The organism is Paenibacillus pasadenensis DSM 19293, assembly GCF_000422485.1.
GTDB lineage: Bacteria > Bacillota > Bacilli > Paenibacillales > Paenibacillaceae > Paenibacillus_O > Paenibacillus_O pasadenensis.
In genome coordinates, this window is the sequence record NZ_AULW01000001.1 from 274,286 (window position 1) to 298,757 (window position 24,472).

At 64.1% G+C, this 24,472-nt stretch carries 23 protein-coding genes and 1 other RNA gene; 5 read left to right on the top strand and 19 right to left on the bottom strand.

The genetic code is table 11. The features are described from left to right. Positions 1 to 11 precede the first annotated feature (11 nt). From H582_RS0101220 to H582_RS0101230, 3 genes are all read right to left on the bottom strand, one after another. Positions 12 to 404 (bottom strand): DUF3397 domain-containing protein, encoded by a 393-nt coding sequence (locus H582_RS0101220; protein WP_028597026.1) that lies wholly within the window; start codon positions 402 to 404, stop codon positions 12 to 14. A 26-nt stretch (positions 405 to 430) separates the two neighbouring features. Next, positions 431 to 1,531: a ketopantoate reductase family protein gene (locus H582_RS0101225; protein WP_028597027.1), complete on the bottom strand. Its 1,101-nt coding sequence runs from the start codon at positions 1,529 to 1,531 to the stop codon at positions 431 to 433. Positions 1,532 to 2,677: 1,146 nt separating this feature from the next. After that, entirely contained in the window at positions 2,678 to 3,322 is a 645-nt protein-coding gene (locus tag H582_RS0101230) for an RsfA family transcriptional regulator (RefSeq protein ID WP_028597028.1), read from the bottom strand. A gap of 266 nt (positions 3,323 to 3,588) precedes the next feature. Here H582_RS0101230 and H582_RS0101235 point away from each other — a divergent pair, with 266 nt between their 5' ends. Together H582_RS0101235 and H582_RS0101240 are read left to right on the top strand one after the other, a co-directional pair. Further along, on the top strand, positions 3,589 to 3,825 hold the full coding sequence (locus H582_RS0101235) for a DUF2626 family protein (protein WP_028597029.1): 237 nt from the start codon (positions 3,589 to 3,591) through the stop codon (positions 3,823 to 3,825). 121 nt (positions 3,826 to 3,946) lie between these two features. Next, positions 3,947 to 5,053, top strand: a complete 1,107-nt coding sequence (locus H582_RS0101240) for a hypothetical protein (RefSeq protein WP_028597030.1) — start codon at positions 3,947 to 3,949, stop codon at positions 5,051 to 5,053. 129 nt (positions 5,054 to 5,182) lie between these two features. Here the strand turns inward: H582_RS0101240 and H582_RS0101245 are convergent, their stop codons facing one another. Continuing rightward, positions 5,183 to 6,415, bottom strand: coding sequence for an extracellular solute-binding protein (locus H582_RS0101245; RefSeq protein ID WP_028597031.1), 1,233 nt, complete (start codon positions 6,413 to 6,415; stop codon positions 5,183 to 5,185). A 161-nt stretch (positions 6,416 to 6,576) separates the two neighbouring features. Further along, positions 6,577 to 7,908, bottom strand: a complete 1,332-nt coding sequence (locus tag H582_RS0101250) for a PhoH family protein (RefSeq protein WP_028597032.1) — start codon at positions 7,906 to 7,908, stop codon at positions 6,577 to 6,579. A gap of 121 nt (positions 7,909 to 8,029) precedes the next feature. On the opposite strand from H582_RS0101250, the gene H582_RS25455 reads away from it, so the two are divergent. After that, positions 8,030 to 8,575: a YhcN/YlaJ family sporulation lipoprotein gene (locus H582_RS25455; protein WP_043110736.1), complete on the top strand. Its 546-nt coding sequence runs from the start codon at positions 8,030 to 8,032 to the stop codon at positions 8,573 to 8,575. A gap of 303 nt (positions 8,576 to 8,878) precedes the next feature. Here the strand turns inward: H582_RS25455 and H582_RS0101265 are convergent, their stop codons facing one another. From H582_RS0101265 to H582_RS0101285, 5 genes are all read right to left on the bottom strand, one after another. After that, positions 8,879 to 9,946: an LCP family protein gene (locus H582_RS0101265; RefSeq protein WP_028597034.1), complete on the bottom strand. Its 1,068-nt coding sequence runs from the start codon at positions 9,944 to 9,946 to the stop codon at positions 8,879 to 8,881. Positions 9,947 to 10,009: 63 nt separating this feature from the next. Beyond that, positions 10,010 to 10,312: a YlaH-like family protein gene (locus H582_RS0101270; protein ID WP_028597035.1), complete on the bottom strand. Its 303-nt coding sequence runs from the start codon at positions 10,310 to 10,312 to the stop codon at positions 10,010 to 10,012. 130 nt (positions 10,313 to 10,442) lie between these two features. Beyond that, positions 10,443 to 12,284 carry a translational GTPase TypA gene (typA, locus tag H582_RS0101275; RefSeq protein WP_028597036.1) on the bottom strand — a complete coding sequence of 614 codons (1,842 nt, stop codon included), beginning with the start codon at positions 12,282 to 12,284 and terminating at the stop codon, positions 10,443 to 10,445. Positions 12,285 to 12,345: 61 nt separating this feature from the next. Further along, entirely contained in the window at positions 12,346 to 12,828 is a 483-nt protein-coding gene (locus tag H582_RS0101280) for a hypothetical protein (protein ID WP_028597037.1), read from the bottom strand. Between the two features lie 174 nt (positions 12,829 to 13,002). Further along, positions 13,003 to 13,683 carry a TerC family protein gene (locus H582_RS0101285; RefSeq protein ID WP_028597038.1) on the bottom strand — a complete coding sequence of 227 codons (681 nt, stop codon included), beginning with the start codon at positions 13,681 to 13,683 and terminating at the stop codon, positions 13,003 to 13,005. 142 nt (positions 13,684 to 13,825) lie between these two features. On the opposite strand from H582_RS0101285, the gene H582_RS0101290 reads away from it, so the two are divergent. Then, entirely contained in the window at positions 13,826 to 14,515 is a 690-nt protein-coding gene (locus tag H582_RS0101290) for a TerC family protein (RefSeq protein WP_028597039.1), read from the top strand. Positions 14,516 to 14,712: 197 nt separating this feature from the next. On the opposite strand, the gene thiI is transcribed toward H582_RS0101290, so the two are convergent. From thiI to H582_RS0101315, 5 genes are all read right to left on the bottom strand, one after another. After that, positions 14,713 to 15,945 carry a tRNA uracil 4-sulfurtransferase ThiI gene (gene thiI, locus H582_RS32540; protein WP_028597040.1) on the bottom strand — a complete coding sequence of 411 codons (1,233 nt, stop codon included), beginning with the start codon at positions 15,943 to 15,945 and terminating at the stop codon, positions 14,713 to 14,715. A 3-nt stretch (positions 15,946 to 15,948) separates the two neighbouring features. Next, positions 15,949 to 17,130 carry a cysteine desulfurase family protein gene (locus H582_RS32545; RefSeq protein ID WP_052332854.1) on the bottom strand — a complete coding sequence of 394 codons (1,182 nt, stop codon included), beginning with the start codon at positions 17,128 to 17,130 and terminating at the stop codon, positions 15,949 to 15,951. Positions 17,131 to 17,273: 143 nt separating this feature from the next. Then, positions 17,274 to 18,077, bottom strand: coding sequence for a transglycosylase SLT domain-containing protein (locus H582_RS33070; RefSeq protein ID WP_028597042.1), 804 nt, complete (start codon positions 18,075 to 18,077; stop codon positions 17,274 to 17,276). A 129-nt stretch (positions 18,078 to 18,206) separates the two neighbouring features. After that, positions 18,207 to 18,431 carry a DUF1540 domain-containing protein gene (locus H582_RS0101310; protein ID WP_028597043.1) on the bottom strand — a complete coding sequence of 75 codons (225 nt, stop codon included), beginning with the start codon at positions 18,429 to 18,431 and terminating at the stop codon, positions 18,207 to 18,209. Positions 18,432 to 18,486: 55 nt separating this feature from the next. Then, positions 18,487 to 18,987 (bottom strand): YpuI family protein, encoded by a 501-nt coding sequence (locus H582_RS0101315; protein ID WP_028597044.1) that lies wholly within the window; start codon positions 18,985 to 18,987, stop codon positions 18,487 to 18,489. 199 nt (positions 18,988 to 19,186) lie between these two features. On the opposite strand from H582_RS0101315, the gene H582_RS25460 reads away from it, so the two are divergent. Continuing rightward, positions 19,187 to 21,142 (top strand): S8 family peptidase, encoded by a 1,956-nt coding sequence (locus H582_RS25460; RefSeq protein ID WP_052332855.1) that lies wholly within the window; start codon positions 19,187 to 19,189, stop codon positions 21,140 to 21,142. A 134-nt stretch (positions 21,143 to 21,276) separates the two neighbouring features. On the opposite strand, the gene rnpB is transcribed toward H582_RS25460, so the two are convergent. From rnpB to H582_RS0101335, 4 genes are all read right to left on the bottom strand, one after another. Beyond that, positions 21,277 to 21,684, bottom strand: an RNA gene (rnpB, locus tag H582_RS29720) — RNase P RNA component class A. 35 nt (positions 21,685 to 21,719) lie between these two features. Next, positions 21,720 to 22,841, bottom strand: a complete 1,122-nt coding sequence (locus tag H582_RS0101325) for a Nif3-like dinuclear metal center hexameric protein (protein WP_028597045.1) — start codon at positions 22,839 to 22,841, stop codon at positions 21,720 to 21,722. Beyond that, a complete protein-coding gene (locus tag H582_RS0101330) occupies positions 22,808 to 23,587 on the bottom strand; it encodes a tRNA (adenine(22)-N(1))-methyltransferase (protein WP_028597046.1) in 780 nt (259 codons plus the stop codon). The genes H582_RS0101325 and H582_RS0101330 overlap by 34 nt, the downstream gene beginning before the upstream one ends. A gap of 1 nt (position 23,588) precedes the next feature. Then, complete coding sequence (locus H582_RS0101335; RefSeq protein ID WP_028597047.1) at positions 23,589 to 24,443, bottom strand: DUF2339 domain-containing protein; 855 nt, start codon at positions 24,441 to 24,443, stop codon at positions 23,589 to 23,591. Between the last annotated feature and the right edge of the window lie 29 nt (positions 24,444 to 24,472).

Sequence of the window (24,472 nt, forward strand, 5' to 3'; positions counted from 1 at the left end):
CGCCGGCCGGGCTACAGCCTCAGCAGATGCTGCGTGATGCCGGTCGCCATCAGCACCACATAGAGGAAGCCCATAACGAAAAAGCCCGCTCTCCAGACGGCTCGGAACGCCTTGGCCGCGTCGATTTCGCCGCGCTTGCGATGCTGGAGATTGCCGATGAGGCCGCCTCCGAGCAGCATCAGGAGCAGGATGCCGTACAAGCCGAAAGAGTTGGAGAAGACGCGGTTGAACAGCACCGCCACGCAGCCGATGAGCAGCAGCGTCGTGACATCCATCGCCAGCCGGAACGACCGGCCCTTGTCGCCCGTCAGCATGCGGCTGCCGAGATAGACGGCCGCGAACGGGAGGAACGGCGCCGCGGCCAGCACGGCGTAGATCGTCTTCAACAGGTCCCAAAGAAACATAGGCTTCACCTGACCTCTCTGGAGCGTCATTCGAGCGCATGCACCAGCGCCGCGGCCGCCTCGTTCAGCGGCGCCGGCACGCCGTGCCGTGCCGCCAGGCGCGCCAGCTCCCCGTTGATGCTGGCGATCTCCGTCGGGCGGCCGGCCCGGACGTCGGCCAGCATCGACGACGTATTGGCGGCCGTCCTGCGGCATACGTCCAGCAGCCGCTCCCACTCCTCGCCCGTCGCAGCGAAGCCAGCGCTCACGAGGATCGAGAGGCTCTCCTCATGCAGCGCCTTCATGAGGCGGCTGCCCTGCGGATGCTCGGGCAGCCGGCCGTTCGGAACGTCGAGCAGCGCGGTGAGCGGGTTGATGACGGCGTTCAGGAGAAGCTTCCGGTAGATGCGGTCTTCCACGTCATTCGACAAAAAAGCGGCGATTCCTGCCCGTTGCAGCGCTTGCCTCCAACCGGCGAGCAGCGGGTCCGCGGAGGCGCTTCCATCCGCTCCCGGCGCCGGGCCGTAATGCAGCTCGCCCGCCCCGGCATGGACAACCTCGCGCGCGCCGACGCGCAGCGCCCCCTCGCTCGTCATGCCGGCATAAAGGCGGATTCCCGGCAGCGTCCGCGCCAGCTGCTCGAGATGCCCGATTCCGTTCTGCAGGCAGAGCAGGCTGTCTCCGGGCCGCAGGAGCGCCGCCAGCTGCCGCAGCAGCTCCGGGCCGAGCGCCGTCTGCTTGACCGCCAGCACATGCCAGCGCCCTTCGCGCTCGTTCCGGCCTGCTTCAGCCTTTGCCGCGTCTTGCAGTGCGGACGCTTCGCCTCTAGCCATTGCCACCTTATGCAGCGCGGACGCCTCAGCCTCTGCCGTTGCCGCGTCATGCAGCGCGGACGCCTCAGCCTCTGCCGTTGCCGCATCATTCAGCGCGGACGCCTCGGCCTCTGCCGTTGCCGCGTCATGCAGCGTGGACGCCTCGACCGCGACGTCAAGCGCCTCCCCGCCTCGGCTGAGGCGGATGCCATCCCGCGCCAGCAGCTCCGCCTGTTCCTTGCCGCGCGTCAGCATCCGCACCTGCGCGCCGCCGAGCGCCAGCCTCGCCCCGTGCAGCAGCCCGACGGCTCCGGCTCCGATGATCTCGATCTTCATCGTCATCCTCCTTCTTCACAGGGGCATTTTAGCAGAAGGACGGGAGGCTTGGACAGCACAAAATGGGACGCTTGACCGGAAAGCGGGATTGAAACGGCCCCGCTTCGCGGAGCCGACATCGCAGGCCGGGACCGCAACCCGCTTTTCGGGGCGGCAGGCCGGAGATCGCCCCCCGCTTCACGGGGCCGGGGATCGTTCCGATCTCCTTGGGTCCAGATCCCTTAAATCGCATTCTCCAGAACTCTCAAAAGCTTCTTGATCCCGCTGAACCCTGAGTTACTCGGTTTTTCCGCGCAACTCCGCCTGTTTCTCCTGCTCCGTACCTGAGTTACTCGGTTTATCCGCGCAACTCTGCCCGCTCCCCCTTCTGCGTACCCGAGTTACTCGGTTTTTCCGCGCAACTCTGCCCGTTTCTCCTTCTGCGTACCTGAGTTACTCGGTTTTTCCGCGCAACTCTGCCCGCTCCCCCTTCTGCGTACCTGAGTTACTCGGTTTATCCGCGCAACTCCGCCCGCTCCCCCTTCTGCGTACCTGAGTTACTCGGTTTCTCCGCGCAACTCTGCCCGCTCCCCCTTCTGCGTACCCGAGTTACTCGGTTTTTCCGCGCAACTCCGCCCGTTCCCCCTTCTGCGTACCCAAGTTACTCGGTTTTTCCGCGCAACTCCGAGCGTTGCGACGCTAGCGCCTTCCAACTAACTCGATTTTTCGACTTGTTGGCTTTACTTCATAGCGTGGTCAGGCGATGAGCGCGAATGAGCATTGCCGTCTCCCGGGTATGCGGGAGACGCTCCCCTCCCCCCAAAAAAAGGGGGGGAGGCGGGCGCCGGGACGAAGGGAGCGAAGCGAGACGATGCCTTTCGGAGAAGCGGCAGCGGTCCTCTTGGAAGACGGATGGCCTCCGCATAGGAGGTCAGAAAATCAGGGCATCCGGCTTCCAGTGGAATCGGAGAAAGGCTCGGCTCGCGCAGCGGCCTATTCGTCCCATAAGACTCGGCTCGCGGCTAGGCTCGCGCAGCGCCTTGTTCGTCCTCTTGACAGCTTGGCTAGGCTCGCGCAGCGCAGCAGCCTGCTCCCCGCCGGCAATGCTCAAACAAGGCGCAAAAAAGCGGCAGCCGCCTTCTTCCGAAGTCGACTGCCGCCCCGCTCTCATTCGATCCGCTCCAAGTTTCCGCTCGCATCCATCTTGAACCGGGGACGAGTCTCCTCTTCTTCGTTCAAGACCGTCATCCGACGCGCCCGGTCCATGATCTGGATCAGCATCTTGTAATCGTCGTTCACCGACTGGTAGTCGAGCTGCGCGTGGTTCGCGTCGGTCGACAGCTTGTCGTTCAGCTCCCTCAACCCGGAGAGCTCGTCGTCCCGAAGCTTGAGCTCCTTCTCGAGCCGGCTGATCTGCCGCTGCAGGTCGCTGTAGGTCGCTTTCCACTGCTTCAGGTACCGGATGACGGCCTCGATGGCGACCGTCTCTTCGCCGAACCCGGATTCCTCCGAGCGGCTCGAGCGGACGTCCTGCTCCGCCACGGCCGAGACATGCGAGGCGACCGCCGTCTGCTTCTTCAAATAATTCCGTTTCTGCCGCTGCTGCTTGGCGAGCTGGATCGCCTCCTCGTACCGCTTGCGCACGCAGCTGTTCCAGCGGAAGCCGCATGCCGCGGGGGTGCGGGATATCCGCTCTCCGACCTCCTCGAAGGCTCCGAGCTGGGTTCCCCCTTCCCGAATATGTCTCAGCGTCACCTCGGCGAGGATCAAGTCGTCCTCCGGGCTCCATGCATCTTGCCTGACTGCTGTCATTCTCGCTACAACCTCCTCGCGATAACGCGCTTTCTTCCACTCTATGCCCTCCCAGGAGTTCATAGAATCTATTGATACTAAAATGTATATCCAATAAAGGTGCGCCTCATACATAAGATCCTCCTCCCGGGGCAAGGATAAGGGCGAAGAACGGAATGGCGAATTTCAGTCCGGGTTGTCCGGGAAAGCGGTTTACAGTATTTGACCAAAACGCTATAATGTTCTTTAGCATATTATCTGGTCGTAACGAGAGGGGGATTCGTCTCATGGCGCGCATGTTTCGCGTACTCGGCTTCTGGTGTCTGGTGATCGCCCTCATGGCATTTGCAGGACATATGACCGAGTTTTCGCTTCTGTTTTTCTTCCAGGCTATCGCCTTCTTCTTCCTGGGCTACCTGAACTTTACGGAGCGTACGTACATACTGATGTTCTGGGCTTACATGATCTTGACCTTCCTGGGCTTCAGCTACTGGACCATCTTCAAGATGGACCTTCCGTTCTGATCCGACATGCTTCAAGCGATCGACCGCCGGGCCTTGCGCCCGGCGGTTGTTTGCATTCCGGGAGCTGCCGGGGCATAGGGTAGAAGACAACCGGACAAGAGGGGAGGGCCGTCTGACACCAATGCCGAAATCATTCCCTGCCCGTCTGGCGAGCCTGCTCGTCTTGCTGATCGCGCTCGCGCAGCTGCCGGCGCTTGCGCTTGCCTCCGCCCCGGCCGCTTCCTCCGGCGGCGGCAGCGCCGACGCCCAGCGGCAGCTGCTTGAGATGAGCCTGCGCATCGTCGAGATCGACCAGGAGCTGGGCCGCATCCAGACGAACCGGCTTCAGCTCCAGCAGCGGATCGACGACTCGTCGGGACAGCTTCAGCGGCAGGAAGCACAGCTCCAGGAGCGGAAGCGGCAGGCGGGCGAGTCGCTGGCAAGCTACTATATGGGCAAGCAGGAAAAGCTGCTCGGAGCGCTGCTGCATGTGCGCAGCCTGGGCGACCTGCTGCGTACGCTCGATCTGATCGAGCTGGTCGTGAGCGGCGACCGCGTCAAAATCGCCGACTACCGCGAGCGCTCCGAGCGGCTGCGCGCGGATCTCGCCCGGCTGGGCCGGGAACGGAGCGGGCTGGCGGCCCTGGAGCGGCAGCTGACGGAGCGGCGGAGCCAGATGGACGGCCTGCGGCAGCAGCTGGAGCGGGAAATCGCGGCGAGCGACGATCCGGAGGCGACGCGCAGCCGGATCGGCACGGTCCAGCAGCTGTGGGAGTCCGAGGGACGGGAAAAGCTGCGCTCCTATTTCAAGGCGCTCGCGAAGGCGATGAACCGGCTGCCCGACTGGCTGAAGGAGCATCCGGAGCATTTGAAGCTCGACGCCGGTGGCTATACGCTGACGCTGCCCGACGAAACGCTTAACCGGTTCCTGCAGGAGCAAGACCCCGCGCTCGCCTCGTTCCGCTTCGCCTTCGAGGACGGACGGGTCGTCGCCAGCGGCAGCGAGGGACAGCTCGAGCTGGAGGCGATCGGCCGCTACGAGCTTGTCGAGAAGCCGAAAAACGGCATCCGCTTCCGCATTGACGGACTGCGCTTCAATGGCCTGGACCTGCCGCAGTCGACGATCGACGAGCTGGAGCAGTCGTTCAATCTCGGCTTTTATCCAAGCAAGTTCATCTCGTTCGTGCGCGTCGATTCCGTTCAGATTCAAGAGCATGAGCTGCTCCTTCGCTTCAAGTTTTCCCTATAGCTCAAAACAACGCCAAAAAGGCCGTTTCCGCAAGCGTCTGCGACGCCGGAAACGGCCTTTTTATTGAGATGGGCATGCCTGTGCCGCTCCGGCCTGGCCGCAGCCTGCCTGCCGCTCCGGCAGGCAGGCTCACGACGCCTCCAGCGACTGCCTCCAGGCGTTCGCCAGCTGCTGCGGGCTCATCGCGCCGGCAGATGTCCCGTAAGCCGACCAGAGCGGCCCGAACGGCAGCAGGCGGCCGCTCTCCGGCCCTGCGCCCGCGCTTCCTTGCGGGAAGAGCGCCTGCTTCCAGACGGAGAGCGGCGTCTCCGCCGCCGCGCCGGCGCCCGCGTACAAGCTCGGATCGGCCGGCAGCAGCCCGGCCTCCTCCCGCAGCCGCTCTTGGGCGCTCCTGCCCGCCGCGGCAGCGATCCAGGAGCCGGCGGCAGCCGGGAATTCCGTGTCGGAAGAGATCACGTAGCCGTACCCGCCCAGAGCGGACGGAGCGGCGGCGGCGGCGAGGCTCGCATCGGCGATGAATTCGACGTGCAGGCCATGGCTGCGATAATAGGACAGCGGCACGACGGTCGCATAGCTGCCGCCCCGGCGCGCCAGCTCGACGGCAGCGTCCGCGCTCCCGGCAGCCGCCAGATCCGCCGCTTGCAAGGGAGCCGTCCGCGGCAGCACGGACGCCTCCAGCAGCGCGGGATCAAGCGTCGCGCCGCCGCCATGCCAGCGCGCCAGCCAGGACAGCGCCTGGATGCCGTCCGCGGCGGGGATCGCCGCCGCCGCCCTCTCCGGCGCCTGCGCCCGCAGCCGCTCCAGCTCCGCCCAGGTTTCGGGCGGCTTGCTCCAGCCGGCAGCCTGCAGCGCTTCGCGGCTCCAGATCAGCACGGGAGGATCCGCATAAGCCGGCGTCCCCCACGCATAGCCCCGCCAACGAAGCTCCTGGACGATCGGGCTTGCCTCGGAGACGGAACCCGAGCCGCTGTCCTGCGGGACGAGCCCGTCCGCCGGCAGCAGCTTGCCCGCCGAAGCCCAGCGCAAGACGTCGCGGCTCGATAGAAGCGCGATGTCGGCCCGCTGCCCGTCCACGCCCGTTCCCCGATCGGCCTCGGCGTCCGCCGGCACGAGCTCGGCCTGCCAATAGGGATGGCGGCTTTCCCATTCCTCGGTGATCCGCTCGAGGGCTTCAAGCGCCTCCGGCCCTAAGGAAACGCTTACACGGAGCCTTGCCTCCCGACTGTCGTCGCTGCCGTCCTGCGGGCGCTCGGCGCCTCCCGACGGCTGATCCGCCGGCTGCGGCAGCAGCGAGACGGGGGAAGGTCCTTCCTGGACGAGCAGCAGCAGCGCGCATACGACGACGGCGCCGGGTAGAATCATCCACTTTTTGCGTTCCAGGGTCCAGTCCTCCTCGGTCTCCCCTTCTCTTCTCTATTCTTCTATCCTATCAAAAGAATCGGGACTTGTCTTCCTTGCCTTCGCAAAAAAACAGGCCGAAAGCTTCAGCGATCTGAAGCCTTCGGCCTATCCCGTCGCCGTCCTTAGAGCAGGTCCGCCGCCAGCTGGGCCAGCTTGGAGCGCTCGCCCTTCTCCAGGTTGATATGCCCGCTCAGCCCTTCCTTCTTGAAGCTTTCCACGATGTAGGACAGGCCGTTGCTCATCGAGTCGAGGTAAGGATGGTCGATCTGCTCGGGATCGCCCATGAGCACGATCTTGCTGCCTTCGCCGACGCGCGAGACGATCGTCTTGACCTCATGCCGGCTCAGGTTCTGCGCTTCGTCGATAATGATGAACTGGCCCGGAATCGAGCGCCCGCGGATGTAGGTGAGCGCTTCGACCTGGATGCTGCCGAGCCCCATCAGAATCTTGTCGATGTCGCCGGACTTTTTGGTATCGAACAGGAATTCCAGGTTGTCGTAGATCGGCTGCATCCACGGACGCAGCTTCTCGTCCTTCTCGCCGGGCAGATAGCCGATATCCTTGCCCATCGGCACGACGGGGCGGGCGATGAGCAGCTTCTTGTATTTATGCTCGTCTTCGATCTTGAGCAGCCCGGCGGCCAGCGCGAGCAGCGTCTTGCCGGTGCCGGCCTTGCCGGTGAGGGTGACGAGCGGGATGTCGTCGTTCAGCAGCAGCTCGAGCGCCATCCGCTGCTGGGCGTTGCGCGCCGTGATGCCCCAGACGGGATCGTTGCTCATATAGAGCGGCTCCAGCCTTGCTCCGTCCTGGCTCACCTTGAGCAGCGCGCTCTTGGACGTGCCCAGCTCGTCGCGCAGGATGATGAACTCGTTCGGATGGAGCCTCGAGCTCAGCTGCAGGCTCTTGACGCTGAGGAAGCGATAGGAGTAGAACTCGTCGATGACCGATGGATGGACGAACAGCGTCGCCGTGCCGGTATAGACGTCGGAAGGCTCCGCGACGCGATCGGACATATAGTCCTCCGCCTGCAGCCCCAGCACGTCGGCCTTGATGCGCACCAGCACGTCCTTGCTCACGAGCACGACGTCCCGCTTCGAGCCCTTTTCTTCCTCTTCCATATCGTAATTCAGGGCGACCGCGAGAATGCGGTTGTCGTTCGACATCTCCCCGAACATTTCCTGGACGCGGACGAAGCTCCGATGGTTGAGCTCGACGCGCAGCACGCCGCCGCGCGGGGTCGCGATTCCTTCATGGAGGCGCCCGTTCTCCCTCAAGCCGTCGAGCAGCCTCGAGACATGCCGGGCGTTGCGGCCCAGCTCGTCGGCCAGCCTCTTCTTGGAGTCGATCTCTTCGAGCACGACGGCCGGGATGATGACCTCGTTGTCGTCGAACGAGAAGATCGCCTGCGGATCATGAAGCAGCACATTCGTATCCAATACGAAGATTTTAGTCATGAAGAACCCCTCCTGGCGCCGGATGGTTCCGAAAGGCGGGAAGCATAATCCTTCCGGAACAGGGACAAACTAGGGTCGGTTGCAGAGTCCAAAGTACGAGGAAAGGTCTGGTGTCCCGCAAATGAGAAAATGGCTGCTTTCAGCTGCTGCTGTGCTTTGCTTGGCGACTGCCGGCTGCGGGACGTCCGCACGCCGCGATGCCGCTCCCCCGCCTGCCGGCGATGCGGCGATGCGCTCCCAGCAGACCCATGCCGACGACGGCAAGAAGCTCGATTCCGCGCAAGCCGCCAAGCGGCTTGAGGAACTGGCGACCCGGGTGGAAGGCGTCGAGAAGGCGCATGCCGTCGTAGCCGGAACTACGGCTGTCGTCGGCATCGACGTCGGCGGCAGCGTCGAGCGCTCCAAGGTCGGAACGATCAAGTATGCCGTCGCGCAGGCGCTTCGCGAGGATCCGCTCGGCGTGAATGCCGTCGTCACGGCCGACATGGACGTGAGCCGCAGGCTCGCCGAGCTCGGAGAGGACATCCGCGCCGGCCGGCCGATCCAGGGCTTCGCCGAGGAGATGGCCGATCTGATCGGTCGCGTCATGCCGCAGCTGCCGAGCGAGGTCATGCCGCTGCCGGAATCGAACGTCAAGGAGCCCGCTGCCTCTCCCGCCCGGCCTTAGCCCGGAGGCGAATGCCGGGCGCGGGGGACAAGCCCCCGAGCGCGCAAGAAGCCTGGCGACCCGTTGAGGTCGCCAGGCTTCTTTTTCATGTCGCCGCGGAGAAGACGAGCGAGCGCCGCGCCGCCGAAGCGGACGGGCTGTCGGCGCGAAACGGCGCCGCTGCAGCCGGATGCGACGGCGCGTCCAGGCGAATCTTAGAGCAAGACCCAGCGCGCTCTCTCATCGGCCTACCTCCCGCGAGTCAGATTTTCATGATGAGCATCTTAGCTGTAGTATAACATACGTATGCCGCACCCACTACCGTCATTCGCCCAGTTTGGCCTGCAGCGCTTTTTTGGCTTTGGCCAGCGAGGCGTCGTCGACACAGACGTAGGGGCTCCGCCAGTCGCCCGTCAGCGCGATGAACTCGATGTCGCCGCCGCCGATGCCAAAGTAGGCCATGAGCATCGCCCGAATCTCCGACTCCGGCATGTCGGTCCTCATGTTGTCGCCGACAGCGCCGAATACTTTGCCGAGCCTCAGGATGCCGGAAACCGACTTCAGCCTGGATGTCATCGCCCCGATCACCTGCTCCTGGCGCTGATTGCGCTCGAAGTCGCTGCTCATGTTCGTGCCGTCGTTGGACTTGCGGTAACGGACGAAGCCCAGCGCGTCCTCGCCGTAGAGCTTCTGCGCGCCTTTCTTCAAGTGGATGCTCGTGCCTCCCGGCTGTCCCGCGTGGTCGTCGTAATCCATGTCCATGTCGACGTCCACCTCGACGCCGCCGAGCGCGTCCACGACATCCGCGAAGCCTTGAAAATTGATCGTTGCGGCGTAGTCGATCGGGATGCCGAGGTAGCTGCCGATCGCATCCTTCATGCCGAGCTTGCCTTGACGCTCTGCCTCTTCCCGGCTCAGGTCCTTGTTCTTGGATCTGGCGTTGGCGATGAACGCCGCATAATAGCTGTTCACCTTGCGCTGCTTGTAGCCTTGGACCGGCACGCGAGCGTCGCGCGGAATCGACACGACGACGGCGCTTTTGGTGCGCGGATTGAACGCCGCCGCCATTAGCACGTCGGTATTGAGCAGGCCGCTCTCTCCACGGGTATCGAGCCCCATCAGCAGCATCGCGGTCGGCTGCGTGCGCACCGATCCGGCCGAAGGCACGGCCGGGGCGCCGCTGCTGATCTGGCCGAGCGCCTTGTTGGCGTCGTAGAGCAGATAAGCCGCGAAGCCCGCCCCCGCGAGCAGGACGAGCGCCAGCAGCGTCATCAGCCTGCGCAGCCAATACACCCGCTTCGGCTTGCGCCTGCCGGGCCGTCCCTTCCGGCTTCCGGCGGGAGCGCCGGATTTCCCCTGCCCGCGGGCCGGGTATTCATTTCCCCTGTTCATAGCTGTCTCCTTGTTCGCAAGCCTGATTTCGGACGCTTCCTCCCGGACGCCAGGAGAGGCGGATCAGCTCTGGCCGGCGTCGCTTTGGCGCTGCTCGCGCTTCGCCGTCCGCCGGTCGTTGAACTGGCGGATGCGCAGCATCAGCATCATCGCGACGGCGACGGCCATGCATTGGATGATCGGCAGCTTGTCGATCTGGAATACGAGCAGCACGGTCGAGCCGATCGCCATCATCAGATAGACCAGAACCTCCTTCAGCAACGGCAGCCGCTGCTGAGGACGGAATACTTTGTTGAAAATATAGATGACGCTGGCCAGAATCAGAATATACGATACAAGCGGATGGTCGCTGAGCCAGTCCTGCATCCGAGTTCACTCCTCCGGTTGGTTGTACAAGCGGTCCGATATGGATACAACGAGCAAGCGGCGCATTTGGCTGTCCGGCTGTTCGCCGGCGCCAAACCGCCGCTTGCTCGCTTCATGGGTTCGGCTGGAATCAGACTCCGGCCTGGGACGTCTTGCGCTGCTTCTCCGCCCGCTCGCGTTCGCTCTTGTTGAGCAGCTTCTTGCGCATGCGGATCGATTTCGGCGTGATCTCGCAGTATTCGTCGTCGTTCAGGTACTCCAGCGCCGCCTCCAGCGAGTACGTGCGAGGCGTCTTGAGGCGGACCGTCTCATCCTTGGAGGCCGACCGGATGTTGGTCAGCTGCTTCTCCTTGCAGATGTTGACGACGATGTCCTGGTCGCGGTTATGCTCGCCGACGATCATGCCCTCGTAGATCTCCGTGCCCGGCTCGAGGAACAGGATGCCGCGATCCTCGACGCCCATCATGCCGTAGAACGTCGAGACGCCGTTCTCGGTCGCGACAAGCACGCCCTGATGGCGTCCGCCGACGTTGCCGCCGACGGTCGGGCCGTAGCTGTCGAACGCATGGTTCATGATGCCGTAGCCGCGCGTCAGCGTCAGGAACTGCGTGCGGTAGCCGATCAGGCCGCGCGCCGGAATGATGAATTCCAGGCGGACCTGGCCGTTGCCGTTGTTGATCATGTTGACCATCTCGGCCTTGCGCGTGCCGAGGCTCTCCATGACCGCGCCCATGCTCTCCTCCGGCACGTCGATCAGCAGGCGCTCGTACGGCTCCATCTTCTGGCCGTCGATCTCCTTGACGATGACTTCCGGCATCGATACTTGCAGCTCGTAGCCTTCGCGGCGCATGTTCTCGATCAGGATGCCGAGGTGAAGCTCGCCGCGGCCGGATACGATGAACACGTCAGGGCTGTCGGTGTCCTGCACGCGCAGGGCGACGTCCGTCTCCAGCTCCTTGTACAGGCGCTCGCGCAGCTTGCGGGAGGTGACCCACTTGCCTTCGCGGCCGGCGAACGGGCTGTTGTTGACGAGGAACGTCATCTGCAGCGTCGGCTCGTCGATCTCGAGCACCGGCAGCGCCTCCGGCTTGGCCGGATCGGCGATCGTCTCGCCGATGTTGATCTCCTTGATGCCGGCGATGGCGACGATGTCGCCTGCCGCCGCTTCTTCGATCTCGATCCGCTTGAGCCCCTGGAAGCCGAACAGCTTCTCGATGCGGGCCTGCTTGATCGCGCCTTCGCGCGTCATGACGGCGACCGGCTGGCCTTGGCGGATGACGCCGCGGTTGACGCGGCCGATCGCGATGCGGCCCATGTATTCATTGTAGTCGAGCAGCGTCACCAGGAACTGCAGCGGCTCCTCGACGTTCTCGGTCGGATGCGGGATGCGCTCGATGATCGTCTCGTAGAGGGCTTCCATGTTCTCGTCCTGCTTCTCCACGTTGCGGCTGGACGTGCCCATCAGCGCCGATGCGTACACGACCGGGAATTCCAGCTGCTGGTCGTTCGCGCCGAGCTCGATGAACAGGTCGAGCACCTCGTCGACGACGCCTTCCGGATTCGCGTTCGGGCGGTCGATCTTGTTGAGGACGACGATCGGCGTCAGATTGTGCTCCAGCGCCTTGCGCAGGACGAACTTCGTCTGCGGCATGCAGCCCTCGAAGGCGTCCACGACGAGCAGGACGCCGTCGACCATCTTCATGATGCGCTCGACTTCGCCGCCGAAGTCGGCGTGGCCGGGCGTATCCACGATGTTGATCAGGTAGTTCTTGTAGTTGATCGCGGTGTTTTTGGCCAGGATCGTAATGCCGCGCTCCCGCTCCAGGTCATTGGAGTCCATCGCCCGCTCGTGCACGACCTCGTTGTCCCGGAACGTGCCGGACTGCTGCAGCAGCTTGTCGACAAGCGTCGTCTTGCCGTGGTCGACGTGCGCGATGATGGCGATATTGCGAATGTTCTCTCTTGCTTGCATAACTTCTTATCCACTCCATCTGTATAGGATCAAGCTAAAATCTACGACAGGCGCCGGCCCGCTACCAGCGGGCCTTCTTGCTCACCATCATCCAGCCGCCGAGCGCGACGAGCGCGAACGCGATCAGATAGATGCCCCAGCTCCAGAGCAGCACGAAGATCATGCAGAGCGCCCAGACTCCCGCCAGCGCGGCGGCAATCGTAAAGGCGCTTCTCGGATGGGACGAATCGAAGGTGTAGTACTCGTACAGTCCGACCGCGAGGCCGAGGATGAAAAACGGCCACAAATAGTTCATGTAGCCCCATCCGAACCAGTTGCAGAACAGGAAAACCAGTGCATATACGGACAAAATGCCGCCTGGAACAAGCGCTGCCGCAGGGAGGAGCCGGCCGAAATAGAGCACATGCAGCAATATGCCCGGCACGAGGATGAACAGCGGCCAAAATACGGAGCCGATGAAGCTGAAGACGCCCATGCGGCCCAGCAGGATGGCGATCCCTGCAAGCAAGATGACGATTCCGGCGGAATATTGATTGCGGATCAACCCTATCCCCCGTTTCCCTTGACGACTGCCTGCGCGCAGGCAGAGGTACGACCAGTCAGATCTTTCTTATTCTAAAGGAAGCGGAGTGAAATTGCCAGCGGGAAACCGGGCATGCCAATAAAAAAAGCGCCGCTCGCCTGCCCGGAACGAGGCTGGCGAACGGCGGAGGAGCCTTCAGCTCCGGCGCGCGGAGCGGGTCAGCAGGATGCCCGCCGCGATGACGGCCGGCACCATCAGCACCGGCAGCGCCCCGTGCAGCAGCGGAGCGTGACGGAGCAGAGGCTGCAGCGCCGCGTCGGAGACGAGCATCTCTCCGGCGGCATAGCCGAGCAGGCCGGCGCCGGCATACACAAGAGACGGGAAGCGCAGCAGCAGGCCTCCGAGAAGCTGGCTTCCCCACAGGATCATGGGTATGCTAAGGGCGATGCCGAGCAGCATGAGCGCAGGCTCTCCGCCCGCCACGGCGGCGACGGCGAGCACGTTGTCGAGGCTCATGACAAAATCGGCGGCGACAATCGTGCCGACCGCGCCGGCCAGCGTGCCTGCTCGCTTGACGCCGGCCCCCTTGGAGCGGCGCTCCTCGCCGGGACGCTCCGCATCCCGCAGCAGCTGCACGGCGATAACGAGCAGGAGCGCGGAGCCGCAAGCCTGCAAATAGGGCAGCTGAAGCAGCGAGATGGCGGCAAGCGTCAGCACGCAGCGGAGGGCGATGGCGGCGAACGTGCCCCAGGCGATCGCCCGCTTGCGCTGCTCCGGAGGCAGATGCTGGCTCGCCATGGCGATGACGAGCGCGTTGTCGCCGCTCAGCAGCACGTTGATCGCGATGATTTGCAGAAAGATCCATAGATGGTCCAAGCCGTACGCCCCCCTTCCCTACAGGGGTATGTACAAGCAGGTCCATTTATGTTACAAAAAAAAACGAATCCATTGTCCAGCTCATCCGTATACGGGTAAGTATTTAAGTCGGGGATTGTTCGAACACGAAGGAGGAGCAAGGATGGAATGGTTAGGTCCGCTGTTGACCATCGTCTTCATCGACCTTATGCTGGCCGGAGACAACGCGATCGTCATCGCGCTTGCCGCCCGCAACCTGCCTAAGCATCAACAGAAAAAAGCCGTCATCTGGGGAACGTTCGGAGCGATCGCCATCCGCATCGTCGCCACCGTGCTGGTCGTGAAGCTGCTCGATATTCCTTGGCTGCATCTGGCCGGAGGACTGCTGCTCGTCTGGATCGCGTACAAGCTGCTCGTGCAGGAGGAAAGCAGCCACGACAACATCAAGGCCGGCAGCACCCTCGGGCAGGCGATCGGCACGATCGTGCTCGCCGACGCCGCCATGGGCATCGACAACGTGCTGGCCGTCGCCGGCGCCTCGCACGGCAACATCTGGCTCGTCATCGCCGGGCTGATCATCAGCATCCCGATCGTCGTCTGGGGCAGCACGCTGTTCATCCGGCTGATCGAGCGCTTCTCGTGGATCCTTTACGTCGGAGCGGCGATTCTGGGCTATACCGCCGGCCACATGATCACGGGAGAAAAGAAGATCGCCCATCTGTTCGGAAACGGCGGCATGCCGGAGTGGCTCTTCATCGGACTCGTCGTCGCGCTCATCGTCGGAGCCGGCGTTCTGACCAAAGCGATCCGCAAAAACAAGCAGCCCGCCCATCGCGAGCGGGAAACGCATTGAATCCGAAAAGCCGAATCGTCCTTGCGGACGGTTCGGCTTTTCGCTTTGTACAGCCGAGCGAGCTGTCCCGGAGCAGACGGCCGGCTCCGAGGCGGCTCGTCCTGGATGCCCTGCCGGTACGACCGCCCCCGCCGCATGCCGCAGCGGCCAGCGGCAGTCCAGCCAAAAGAAAAAAGCCTGTTTCCAGGCTTTCTTCGTCAAAACCAGTCCCGCTCCTCCGCCTCGGCGACGGCCGGCTGCCGGCGGAACGTCCTGCCCCGGTCCAGCTGCACCGTCTCGACGCCTTGGACGGCCTGTCCGATCAGCTCGTCGAGCTCCGGAATGCCGTCCTCGATCCGCTCCACGATGCGCAGGTTCGGATTGGTGCTCGGGGATTTGGGCACGAACAGCGTGCAGCAGTCCTCGAAGGGCAGGATCGACGTCTCGTACGTGCCGATCTGTACCGCCCGGTCGATGATTTCCTGCTTGTCCATCATGATGAGCGGGCGCAGCAGCGGCAGCTCGAGGCTGCGGCCGATCACGTTCATGCTGCCGAGCGTCTGGCTCGCCACCTGGCCGAGGCTGTCGCCCGATACGACCGCGCCCGCGCCGGCCTGCTCGGCCAGCCGGCCGGCGATGTTCAGCATCGCCCTTCGCATGAGCGTGATGATCAGATGATCCTGCCCCGTCTGCGTGAAGCGAGTCTGAATATCGGTGAACGGCACGAGATGCAGCTTGAGCGGCTTGCCGGCGAAGCGCGACAGCTGGCGGGCAAGCTCGATCACCTTGTCCGTCGCCTGCTCGCTCGTGAACGGAAAGCTGTGGAAGTGGACCAGCTCGAGCTCCAGCCCCTTGCGCATCGCCGACCATGCCGCGACCGGGCTGTCGATGCCGCCGGACAGCAGCAGCATCGCCTTGCCGTTGGAGCCGTACGGGAAGCCTCCCGCTCCCGGCTCGATGCGGTTGAAGACGTAGGCTCCCTCCGGCTGGATGTCGATGCGCAGCTCCATCTCCGGCCGCCGCACGTCCACCTTGAGCTCGGGAGCCGCTCGCAGGATATGCGAGCCGATCAGATGGTTAAGCTCATGGGTGACATAAGGGAATCCCTTCCACCCCCTCTTCACCGTCACCTTGAACGTCGCGGGCTTGGCCGGAAGCGCGTTCCACAGCTGAAGCGCGGCTTCCTGGATCGCCTCCAGCTCGTTCGCCGCCCGCTTGACCGGGCTGAACGAATGGATGCCGAACACCCGGCGCAGCGCCTCGGCGACGCGCTCATACTCGACTCCATTAAGCTTGATATAGGCGCGGGCATAGGTCTTTTCGAATTCGAGCCCTTCCAGATGCTGCAGGCTGAGCTTGATATAGCGGAACATCTGCTGCTCGAACCGGCCGCGGTTGCGCCCTTTGAGCGTCAGCTCTCCGTACCGGACCGTGATGAGATCATACTCCATGAATCAGATCTTGCTCCTCTCCAGCGGCTTCAGCCGCTTCACGACGGCTTCCAGGCTGTCCGCCAGCCGGTCCGCCGCCTCCTCGTCATGCTCGTCGCCAAAAGTGATGCGGATGCCGCCAGCCGCCCGCGAAACCGGATACCCCATCGCCAGCAGCACCTCGCTCGGCTTCTCGTCCTTGGATGAGCAAGCCGACTTCGTGGAGACGATGATGCCCTCCTCCTCGAGCGCATGCACGACGACTTCCGGCTTCATGCCCGGATAAGACAGATGCAGCACATGCGGCGCCTGCAGGGGCGAGTCCGGATCCGGATCGCCGCTCAGCCGCAGCTCCGGAATCTCGTCCAAGCGGCCGATCAGCCGCTTGCGCAGCCTCCCCATCCGCTCGGTCCGCTCCGTCCTGCCTTCCATCGCCAGGCGAAGCGCCTTGGCGGAAGCGACGATCGCCGGCACGTTCGGCGTTCCGCCGCGCCAGCTTCCGTCCAGGCCGCTGCCGCCGATGAGCGGCTCCAGCCTGACGCCGGCGCGGACATAGAGGAAGCCGGTTCCTTTGGGCCCGCGAAGCTTATGCGCCGAAGCGCTGAACAGATCGATGCCCCACTCCTTTAGCCGGATCGGCAGCTTGCCGACGCTCTGCACGCCGTCCACGTGGAACAGCACCCCTGGAAAGCGGCGCAGCAGCGCTCCCGCCTCCTCGATCGGCTGGACGGACCCGACCTCGTTGTTCACATGCATGAGGCTGACGAGCGTCGTATCGGGACGCAGGGCCGCTTCCAGGCTGTCCAGCCGGATCCGGCCGTTGCCGTCGACCGGCAGCCTCGTCGTCTCGAAGCCTTCCGCCTCGAGCCGGTCGGCCGCCTGCTTCACCGACGGATGCTCGATCTGCGACACGATGACATGGCGGCCCCTCGACCTCGCGGCCCTCGCCGCTCCGACGACCGCAAGCTGATTGCTCTCCGTGCCGCCGGAGGTGAACACCCATTCCTCGGCCGACGTGCCCGTCAGCTCGGCCGCCAGCTCCTGCGAGCGCCGCAGCAGCCTGCCCGCCTCCAGCCCCGCTCCGTGGATCGAGGACGGATTGGCATAGTGCCGCTCCATCACCTCCGCGAGCGTGCGGATCACCTCGGGATGCGGCGGCGTCGAGGCTCCGTGATCAAAATAAAGCACCGGACGGTGCTTGCTCATCGCCATGACCTCCTTGAATCAAACAAAAAGACCGGCTTCGCCGGCCGCCCGTCAAGCGTGCAGCCGCGAATGCGGTCCTTCCGTGGGCTCCGGCCGAACGCCTAGAGCCAGCCTACGCCTATCCTATTATAAAAAGCCTCCGGTTACAACCCGGTGCCGGAGCCGCCGAGCTTGGCCATGATCTTGACGACGTACGACTGCGTCTCCTGCGGCAGCTCGGAAAAGTGCTCGGTCAGCGTCGCCTCGTCCCGGATGCCGAGCCGATCGAGCCTTCCCGGTCCGGCATTGTAGGCCGCCAGCGCGGCAGGCACGCTGCCGTCCAGCTTGCGAAGCAGGTAGGAGAGATATTTGGAGCCTCCGTCGATGTTCTGAGCGGGATCGAACGAGTCCGTCACGCCGAGTCCGCGCGCCGTTCCGTCCATGAGCTGCATGAGGCCCTTCGCGCCGGCGCCGGAGACGGCCAGCGGCTGGAAGGAGGATTCCGCCTCGATGACAGAGCGGATCAGCTTCGGAGACAGTCCATGGCGGGCGGCGGCCGAGGCGATCAGCCCTTCGTACTCCGCTCCCGCCGAGCCTGCGCCCTCTCCGATCCACGCGGCGGCTGACGACGCATAACCGCTTCCCGCCGCGATCAGCGCGGCTTGCAGCGCCGGCGAAGCCGAGGCGTCCCATCCGCCCGCCGCCGCGGCGGCTTGGCCGTTCAAGCCGGTTCCGGCAGACAGCCCGGACCAAGCGGCGAGCGCCATCATACCGGAGTCGGCGGAGGCGGAGGCATCCGCATCGGCCAGACCCGAAGCCCCTGCGGCCCCCGACAGCTGGCTCAAGATCTGATCGAAAGCGGAGGCCGCTCCGCTTGATGCCTGGCTGCCGCCGCCAGTCAGCTGATCCAGGCTGGGCCGCAGCTGCTGCTGGATGAGCATCGTAAGCATTCGAGGATCGATCGACATGATAGGTTCACTCCTCATTTCCCATTATCCTCGGTATATCGGCGGACGAGCCTCGGAAATGTAGAGCTCGGCGATATGGCTTTATCGAAAAAGGAAAGAGCCGCCCCGGACGGGACGGCTCGATGAGGCTCATGATGGCGAATCGGATTTGGGTTGGAACGTGTGGCAGCAGGTCGCGGACGACTCCTTGGCCTCGTCCGTATGGCGGTCTCCGAACTCTCCGCCGGCAAACTCGGCAGACAGATCGGCGTGCGCATGCTGGTCGATCTCGATATGGATCGCATCGGCCGAGCATTGGTTGCCTTGTCCCCAGAAAGCGCAATTCGAAACGCTGCATGCAACGCCTTTTGGCATGGTCCCTCACCTCCGCTACCTAGGCTGGCCAGGGAGGGGACGCGGTATGCCTTCCTTATTTTTGACCTTGCATCCGACGCGAGGTCATGTAGTCGTTTTCGTAGTAGGAGAGATCGTCCCTCAGCTCTTCGTAGATCTTGGATACGCCGAGCACGATGTCGCGCGCGCTGCGCAGCGGCTTGTGCCGGAAGCGGATCGCATCCTGGCCGGTGTACGCGTAGCGGCCGTCCTCGGAGTAGCCTTCGTTCTTCGGATAGAAGAAGGCGTTGACGCAGTGGTGGTACACCTCATAAAGCTGGCGCTCGGCATGCTCGGCGTCGAAGTTCGGCCGGCGCAGCGTGACCCCGAGCTTCTCATAGGCGACCTCGGAGTAGACCAGCAGATGACGCAGGTCGGACAGCAGCCCTTTGTAGAAGGTGAGCTCCTCGTCATTTGCTTCCGGGGACGCGAGCTGAGGAAGAGCATGCTCGTTCAGGAAAGGCTCCAGCTGCGAGATGGCGTCCTTGAGCTTGGCGCGGGTTGATTCGCTGAGCGGCTTTACATTGGCGGATGGCATGGTGAATTAGGTTCCCCTTTCATCGATCCCGTAAGAAGTTGAAGATTATGTCTATCCTAACATACAATCGGCGCGATTTGTACTCTTTATGACCCTTGCCGCGGCCGCGAAGCCGCGCCGTCCCTCCGAATAATTTACGCCCGCTTGCCGGACTCTAAGCAGGAACGGCTATAGACTTGACCGGGAGGATGAGGCCTTCATGAGAAAAAAATGGATCGGCGCGTTCACCGCGCTCGCTCTGCTGACGCTGTTGATTCCGATCAGCCCCTGGCTCATTCCCGGCGCGCGTCCGCAGGAACAGAAGGCCAAGACGAGGGCTCTGTCCGCAGAGCAGGAAAGCCGGCTCAAAGAGGCGGACATCCGCCACGACATGGAAGCGACCGCGATGCTGTGCGCGAGCGAGTGCTCCCGGGATATCGGCAAGCTGTTCGCGTTGACGGACGCGCCGGCCGCCAGCCGCGCCGACCGGATGAAAAAGCTCATCCGCCACCATCCGCAGATGGCTCATCTGAGCTGGAAAAGCCCCGGCGCAGCTGACGCCGAAGCCGGAAACGTCCCGGCCGACGCCGAATCGTTCGTCGCGGCGCATGCGAAGCCGGCTGCCGAGGCGATCGCCAAAGGCTCCCGCTACCAGTCGCAGACGCTGACGGCCGCCGGCAAGCGGTACCTGCTGCTCGCCGTGCCCGCGCCAAGCGGCAAGGAAGGCATCGTCGGCCTGATCCGGCAGGACATCGTCGGCGACGTGCAGCGGCATCAGATGCGCAACCTGCGCCAGGTTCCCTTTCCGGCGGAGGGCCATTACCGGATCGAGTCGGTCCGCGCGGGCACGAAGCGGGAGTTCACCGTCCGCACCGGCAACGACAACGGAGGCGCCAGCCACTACCATGTCCAGGAAGTCGTCGTCCGCTTCCGCGCCGAGCCGTCCGCGGAGCAGCTGGAGCAGATCCGCCGCGACATCGGCGCTTCCGCCGAAAACCGGATGCGAGGCGTCTACGTGTTCCGCTCGCGCTCGATGGATGCGATGAAGATGATGGGCTATTTCCGCAAAAAGTGGAATCCGATCTATGTCGAGCCCCATTACCTGTACCTGACGAACGAAGCGCCGGCCGACGTGAGGCCGATCGTGCCGAACGATCGGCTCTACTCCGACTATCAGTGGAACCTCCCGTCCATCGAGACGGAAATCGGCTGGAACCTGTCCAAAGGCAGCGATGGCGTCAAGGTCGCCGTGCTCGACACCGGCGTGCAGCTGGACCATCCCGATCTTGAAGGAAAGCTGGCGGAAGGCTACAACGTCGTCACCTCCGGCCAGCAGCCCGACGACGATGTCGGCCACGGCACCCATGTCGCGGGCATCATCGCCGCCGCGGTCAACAACGGGGAAGGCGTCGCCGGCCTGACGTGGTACAACAAGATCATGCCGGTCAAGGTGCTCGACTCGAGCGGAGCCGGCTCCACCTACTCCGTCGCCCAAGGGCTCATCTGGGCGGCCGATCACGGGGCCAAGGTCATCAACATGAGCCTCGGCAACTATGCGCAGGCGGAGTTCCTTCACGACGCGATCAAGTACGCCTACGACAAGGATGTCGTGCTCGTCGCGGCAAGCGGCAACGACAACTCCGAGCAGCCCGGCTATCCGGCTGCATATCCGGAAGTGTTCGCCGTCGGCTCGACCGACTCGCGCGGGCAGAAGTCGTCCTTCTCCAACTATGGCGACTACATCGACGCGGCGGCGCCGGGAGACAGCATCGCCAGCACCTATCCGGGCAGCCAGTACGCCGCCCTCTCGGGCACGTCGATGGCCAGCCCGCATGTCGCGGCGCTGGCGGCGCTCATCCGCTCGCTCAATCCGCAGCTGACCAACGTCGAGGTCTATGACATCATGCGCAGCACGGCACGCGATCTCGGCGCCAAGGGAAGAGATCCTTACTTCGGCTACGGGCAGATCGACATCGACAAGGCGCTGCGCGCCGCCGGAAAAGGCGGCTCCGCGGCGACGGTCCCCGCCTCGGACGGGCGGCAGCCGGCCGGCCTCGTTCCGGCGGAGAGCGGCGCTCCTGCCACCGAATCGGCCGCTTCGCACGCGCCCGATTCGTTCGTCGAACGGATCCGCAAGCAGCTGGAGGAGCTGCGGCGGAGGCTGGAGCGCGGTTAGCCGCCAGAGCCTGGATCCTGAAGTGAAAAAAGCGTCCTTCTCCCGAGCGGGAGAAGGACGCTTTTTTTGAAGCGCCGTCCGATAGGACGGCAACATGCTCCAAAGCGCTGGGCGCTGTTGATCGCAGGGTCGTTGCGGAAAGTCTGCCGTAAGCCGGGTTCTGTGCTCTTCGTGGTCCGAACGGGAACGACCCTCCCACGGTCAAGCGACAATCATCTATCTAGGCCGGCCATTGCTGGCAGGCTCAAGCGACCAACCCGAACGCACCCCGGGCAAGGGCTGGAGCCGAAGCTCCCGCGTTCTCTTAGGTCTTGCTCCAGATGGGGTTTACCAGCCGCGTTGTCGCCAACGCCGCTCGTGGTCTCTTACACCACGGTTCCACCCTTGCCTGATCCGGCGCGCGAGGCGCCGGCCATCGGCGGTCCATTTCTGTGGCACTATCCTTCGGCTCGCGCCGACTGGACGTTATCCAGCATCCTGCCCTACGGAGCCCGGACTTTCCTCTCGCGGCCGAGGCCGCCAGCGATTGTCTGTCAGACTTTCCGATACCTAAGCTAGTATAGCCGGATCGGAGTCCTCATGCAAGACGAAACGGCTCGGTATTTATCGCCGAAGGAACGACCTCCGTCGCATAGCGCGATTCGGAGAGCCGTGCGGACAGCCACTGCGCCACCTTCGCCTTCATGATCTTCTCGGCGTTATGCCCCGGATCGATGAGCAGCATGCCCGCGGCGAGCGCGTCGTGGGCGGAATGATAGTCGATGTCCCCGGTAATGAGCGCCTGCGCGCCGGCGAACTGGGCCTGCCGCCAGTAGCGGGCTCCCGAGCCGCCGAGCACGGCTGCCTTGCGCACCTCCGTTCCGAGGTCGCCCGTCACGCGCACAAAAGGCACGTCGAAAGCGGCCTTGACCCGCTCCGCCAGCTCGGCGAGCGTGAGCGGCCGCTCCAGCCGCCCGCTGCGGCCGAGGCCGAGCGACTTGCCTTCCCGCTCCAGCCGGATGACGTCGTAGGCCGTCTCCTCGTACGGATGGGCGGCCAGCATCGCCTTCACCGTCTTGCGCAGCAGGCTCTCAGGCACGACGATCTCGATGCGGACCTCGTCGACGGTTTCCAGCCGCCCTTGCGTGCCGAGGAACGGAGCGCTGCCCGCTCCAGGCCGGAACGTGCCCGTGCCGCTCGTATTGAAGCTGCATTGGTCATAGCTGCCGAGCGCGCCGCCGCCGGCTTGCCACATCGCCTCGCGCACGGCATCGGCATGCGTCTGCGGCACATAGACGGCAAGCTTGAGCAGCCGGTCCTCATGCACCTTTTCCAGGCTGACGCGGCCCTCCGCCGCGATGCCGACCGCATCGGCCATCCAGTCGTTCATGCCGCCTTCGGCGACGTCGAGATTCGTATGCGAGATATAGACCGCGATGTCATGCTTGATCAGCTTCTCGTACAGCGCCCCCGCGGGCGATGCGGTATCGATCTTGGCGAGCGGCCGGAAAATAATGGCGTGATGGGCGACGATCAGCTCGGCTCCCTCCGCGATCGCCTCCTCCACCACTTCCATCGTCACGTCAAGCGCGACCAGCGCCTTGCGGACCGGCTTCTGCAGCGTGCCGAGCTGCAGGCCGATCCGATCGTTCTCCACGGCATATCTTTTCGGCGCGAGCCGCTCCATCAGCTCAGCGACGACATGTCCGTTCGCGTACATGCGAGCACCTCCTCGATTCGATCGATCACCTGGGCGAGCTCGCGCTTGCGGGCCGCCGCCTCCTCCGTGTCCGAACGCTCCAGCTGGAGCGCGATGCCTCGCAGCTTGCGCAGCTCCGAGCTCCATTTGCGGGCGAACGCTTCCGACGGACGACGGGTCAAATAAGGCCCCATCCGCAGCTTGAGCCTCCGGTCCTCCTCGGACGTCAGCCCCGGTAGCAGCGGCTCGCCTCCATACAGCTCCTCGCTCCGCTCCCGCGCCTCGGCGGAGCTCAGCGCGTGGAGCACTTCATAGATCTTGCCGTCCTCCTCGAGGATCGACTCTTCGGCCAGATGCCAGCCATGCTCCAGCAGCCAGGCGCGCACGAGCTCCTCGCCTACGTTCGGCTGCAGCACGAGCTGGCGCACGCCGTCCAGCTTGCCGCCGAGGCGGCCCGCCTCCAGGATCGACACGATAAGCGCGCCGCCCATGCCGGCAATCGTCACCGTGTCGGCCTCTCCGGGCTGCAGCACCTCCAGCCCGTCTCCTTTGCGCGCCTCGATGGACGAGGCGAGGCCGGCTGCGGCGATGCCGCGGCGAGCCGCCTCCAGCGGACCGTCGTTCACCTCGCCGGCGATCGCCGACGGACAGGTGCCGCGGCCGACGAGCTCGACCGGCAGCAGCGCGTGATCCGAGCCGATGTCCGCGAGGCGCGAGCCCTCGAGGACGTAATCCGCGATCGCGCTTAAGCGCTTTGATGTCAGCATATTAAGCAACCCACTCTATCCAATAGTTTCGCAGGAGGAACAGCGCTCCTCCGCCTAGCACCAGTTTACCAACAAATACGCTCTGGAGCCAAACGCCCCGACCTTGCTCGACGAGCAGCGTCGCTTCCGGCATGAACGCCATCAACGAGGCGACGCCCAGCAGCACGGCGCAGGAAGGCTTGGACCAGCGGCGCACGAACCAGCCGGACCAGCCGAACAGCACCGCGAGCGGCAGCCAGTACAGCTGCTTCTCGCCGAGGGCGGCGCCGCCGGCAAGCTGCTGCAGCAAAATCGCATACACGAGCGCCAGGCAGGCCCAGCCGCAAAAATGGAGCAGCGGTATGCGCTGCCAGATGCCGTATCCGATCCAAAAAACGGCGCATCCGCTCCAGATCGCGGCGTTCCACTGCCAGCCGAGCAGGCCGTGCAGGCCCATCAGGTAGAGCGCGAAGCCGGCAAGCAGCAGCATGCCTGCGCCGGTCCAGGCCATGCCCGCCGTCTCGCTGCGGGGCCGGATGACCGCTCCCGCGGTCAAGGAGCCGCCCGAGACAAGCAGCGCGATCGCGATTTGCAAAGCCGGATGAAAAGAGCTAAAATGAAGAACAATCAAGAAGAAAAGGGAGAAGATGGCAAGAAATAAGAGCCATTTCCAGCCGGATGCGCCCGCCGCCGCCCTTACCGCTTTTTTCGTCCGCAGCCTTTCTTTGGGGGATGCCTCTGGGAGCGGATCCTCGTCGGCGGACGCCGGCTCGGCATACAGATTGAGCAGGAAGTCGCAATAGTGATCCGGCAGCAGCTTGCTTTTTTTCCACCCGCGAATCTCCTGCACCATAAGGTTTCGCTTGTCCATATCCATGATGACGGCTCTCCTTGCAGCCGCTCGCA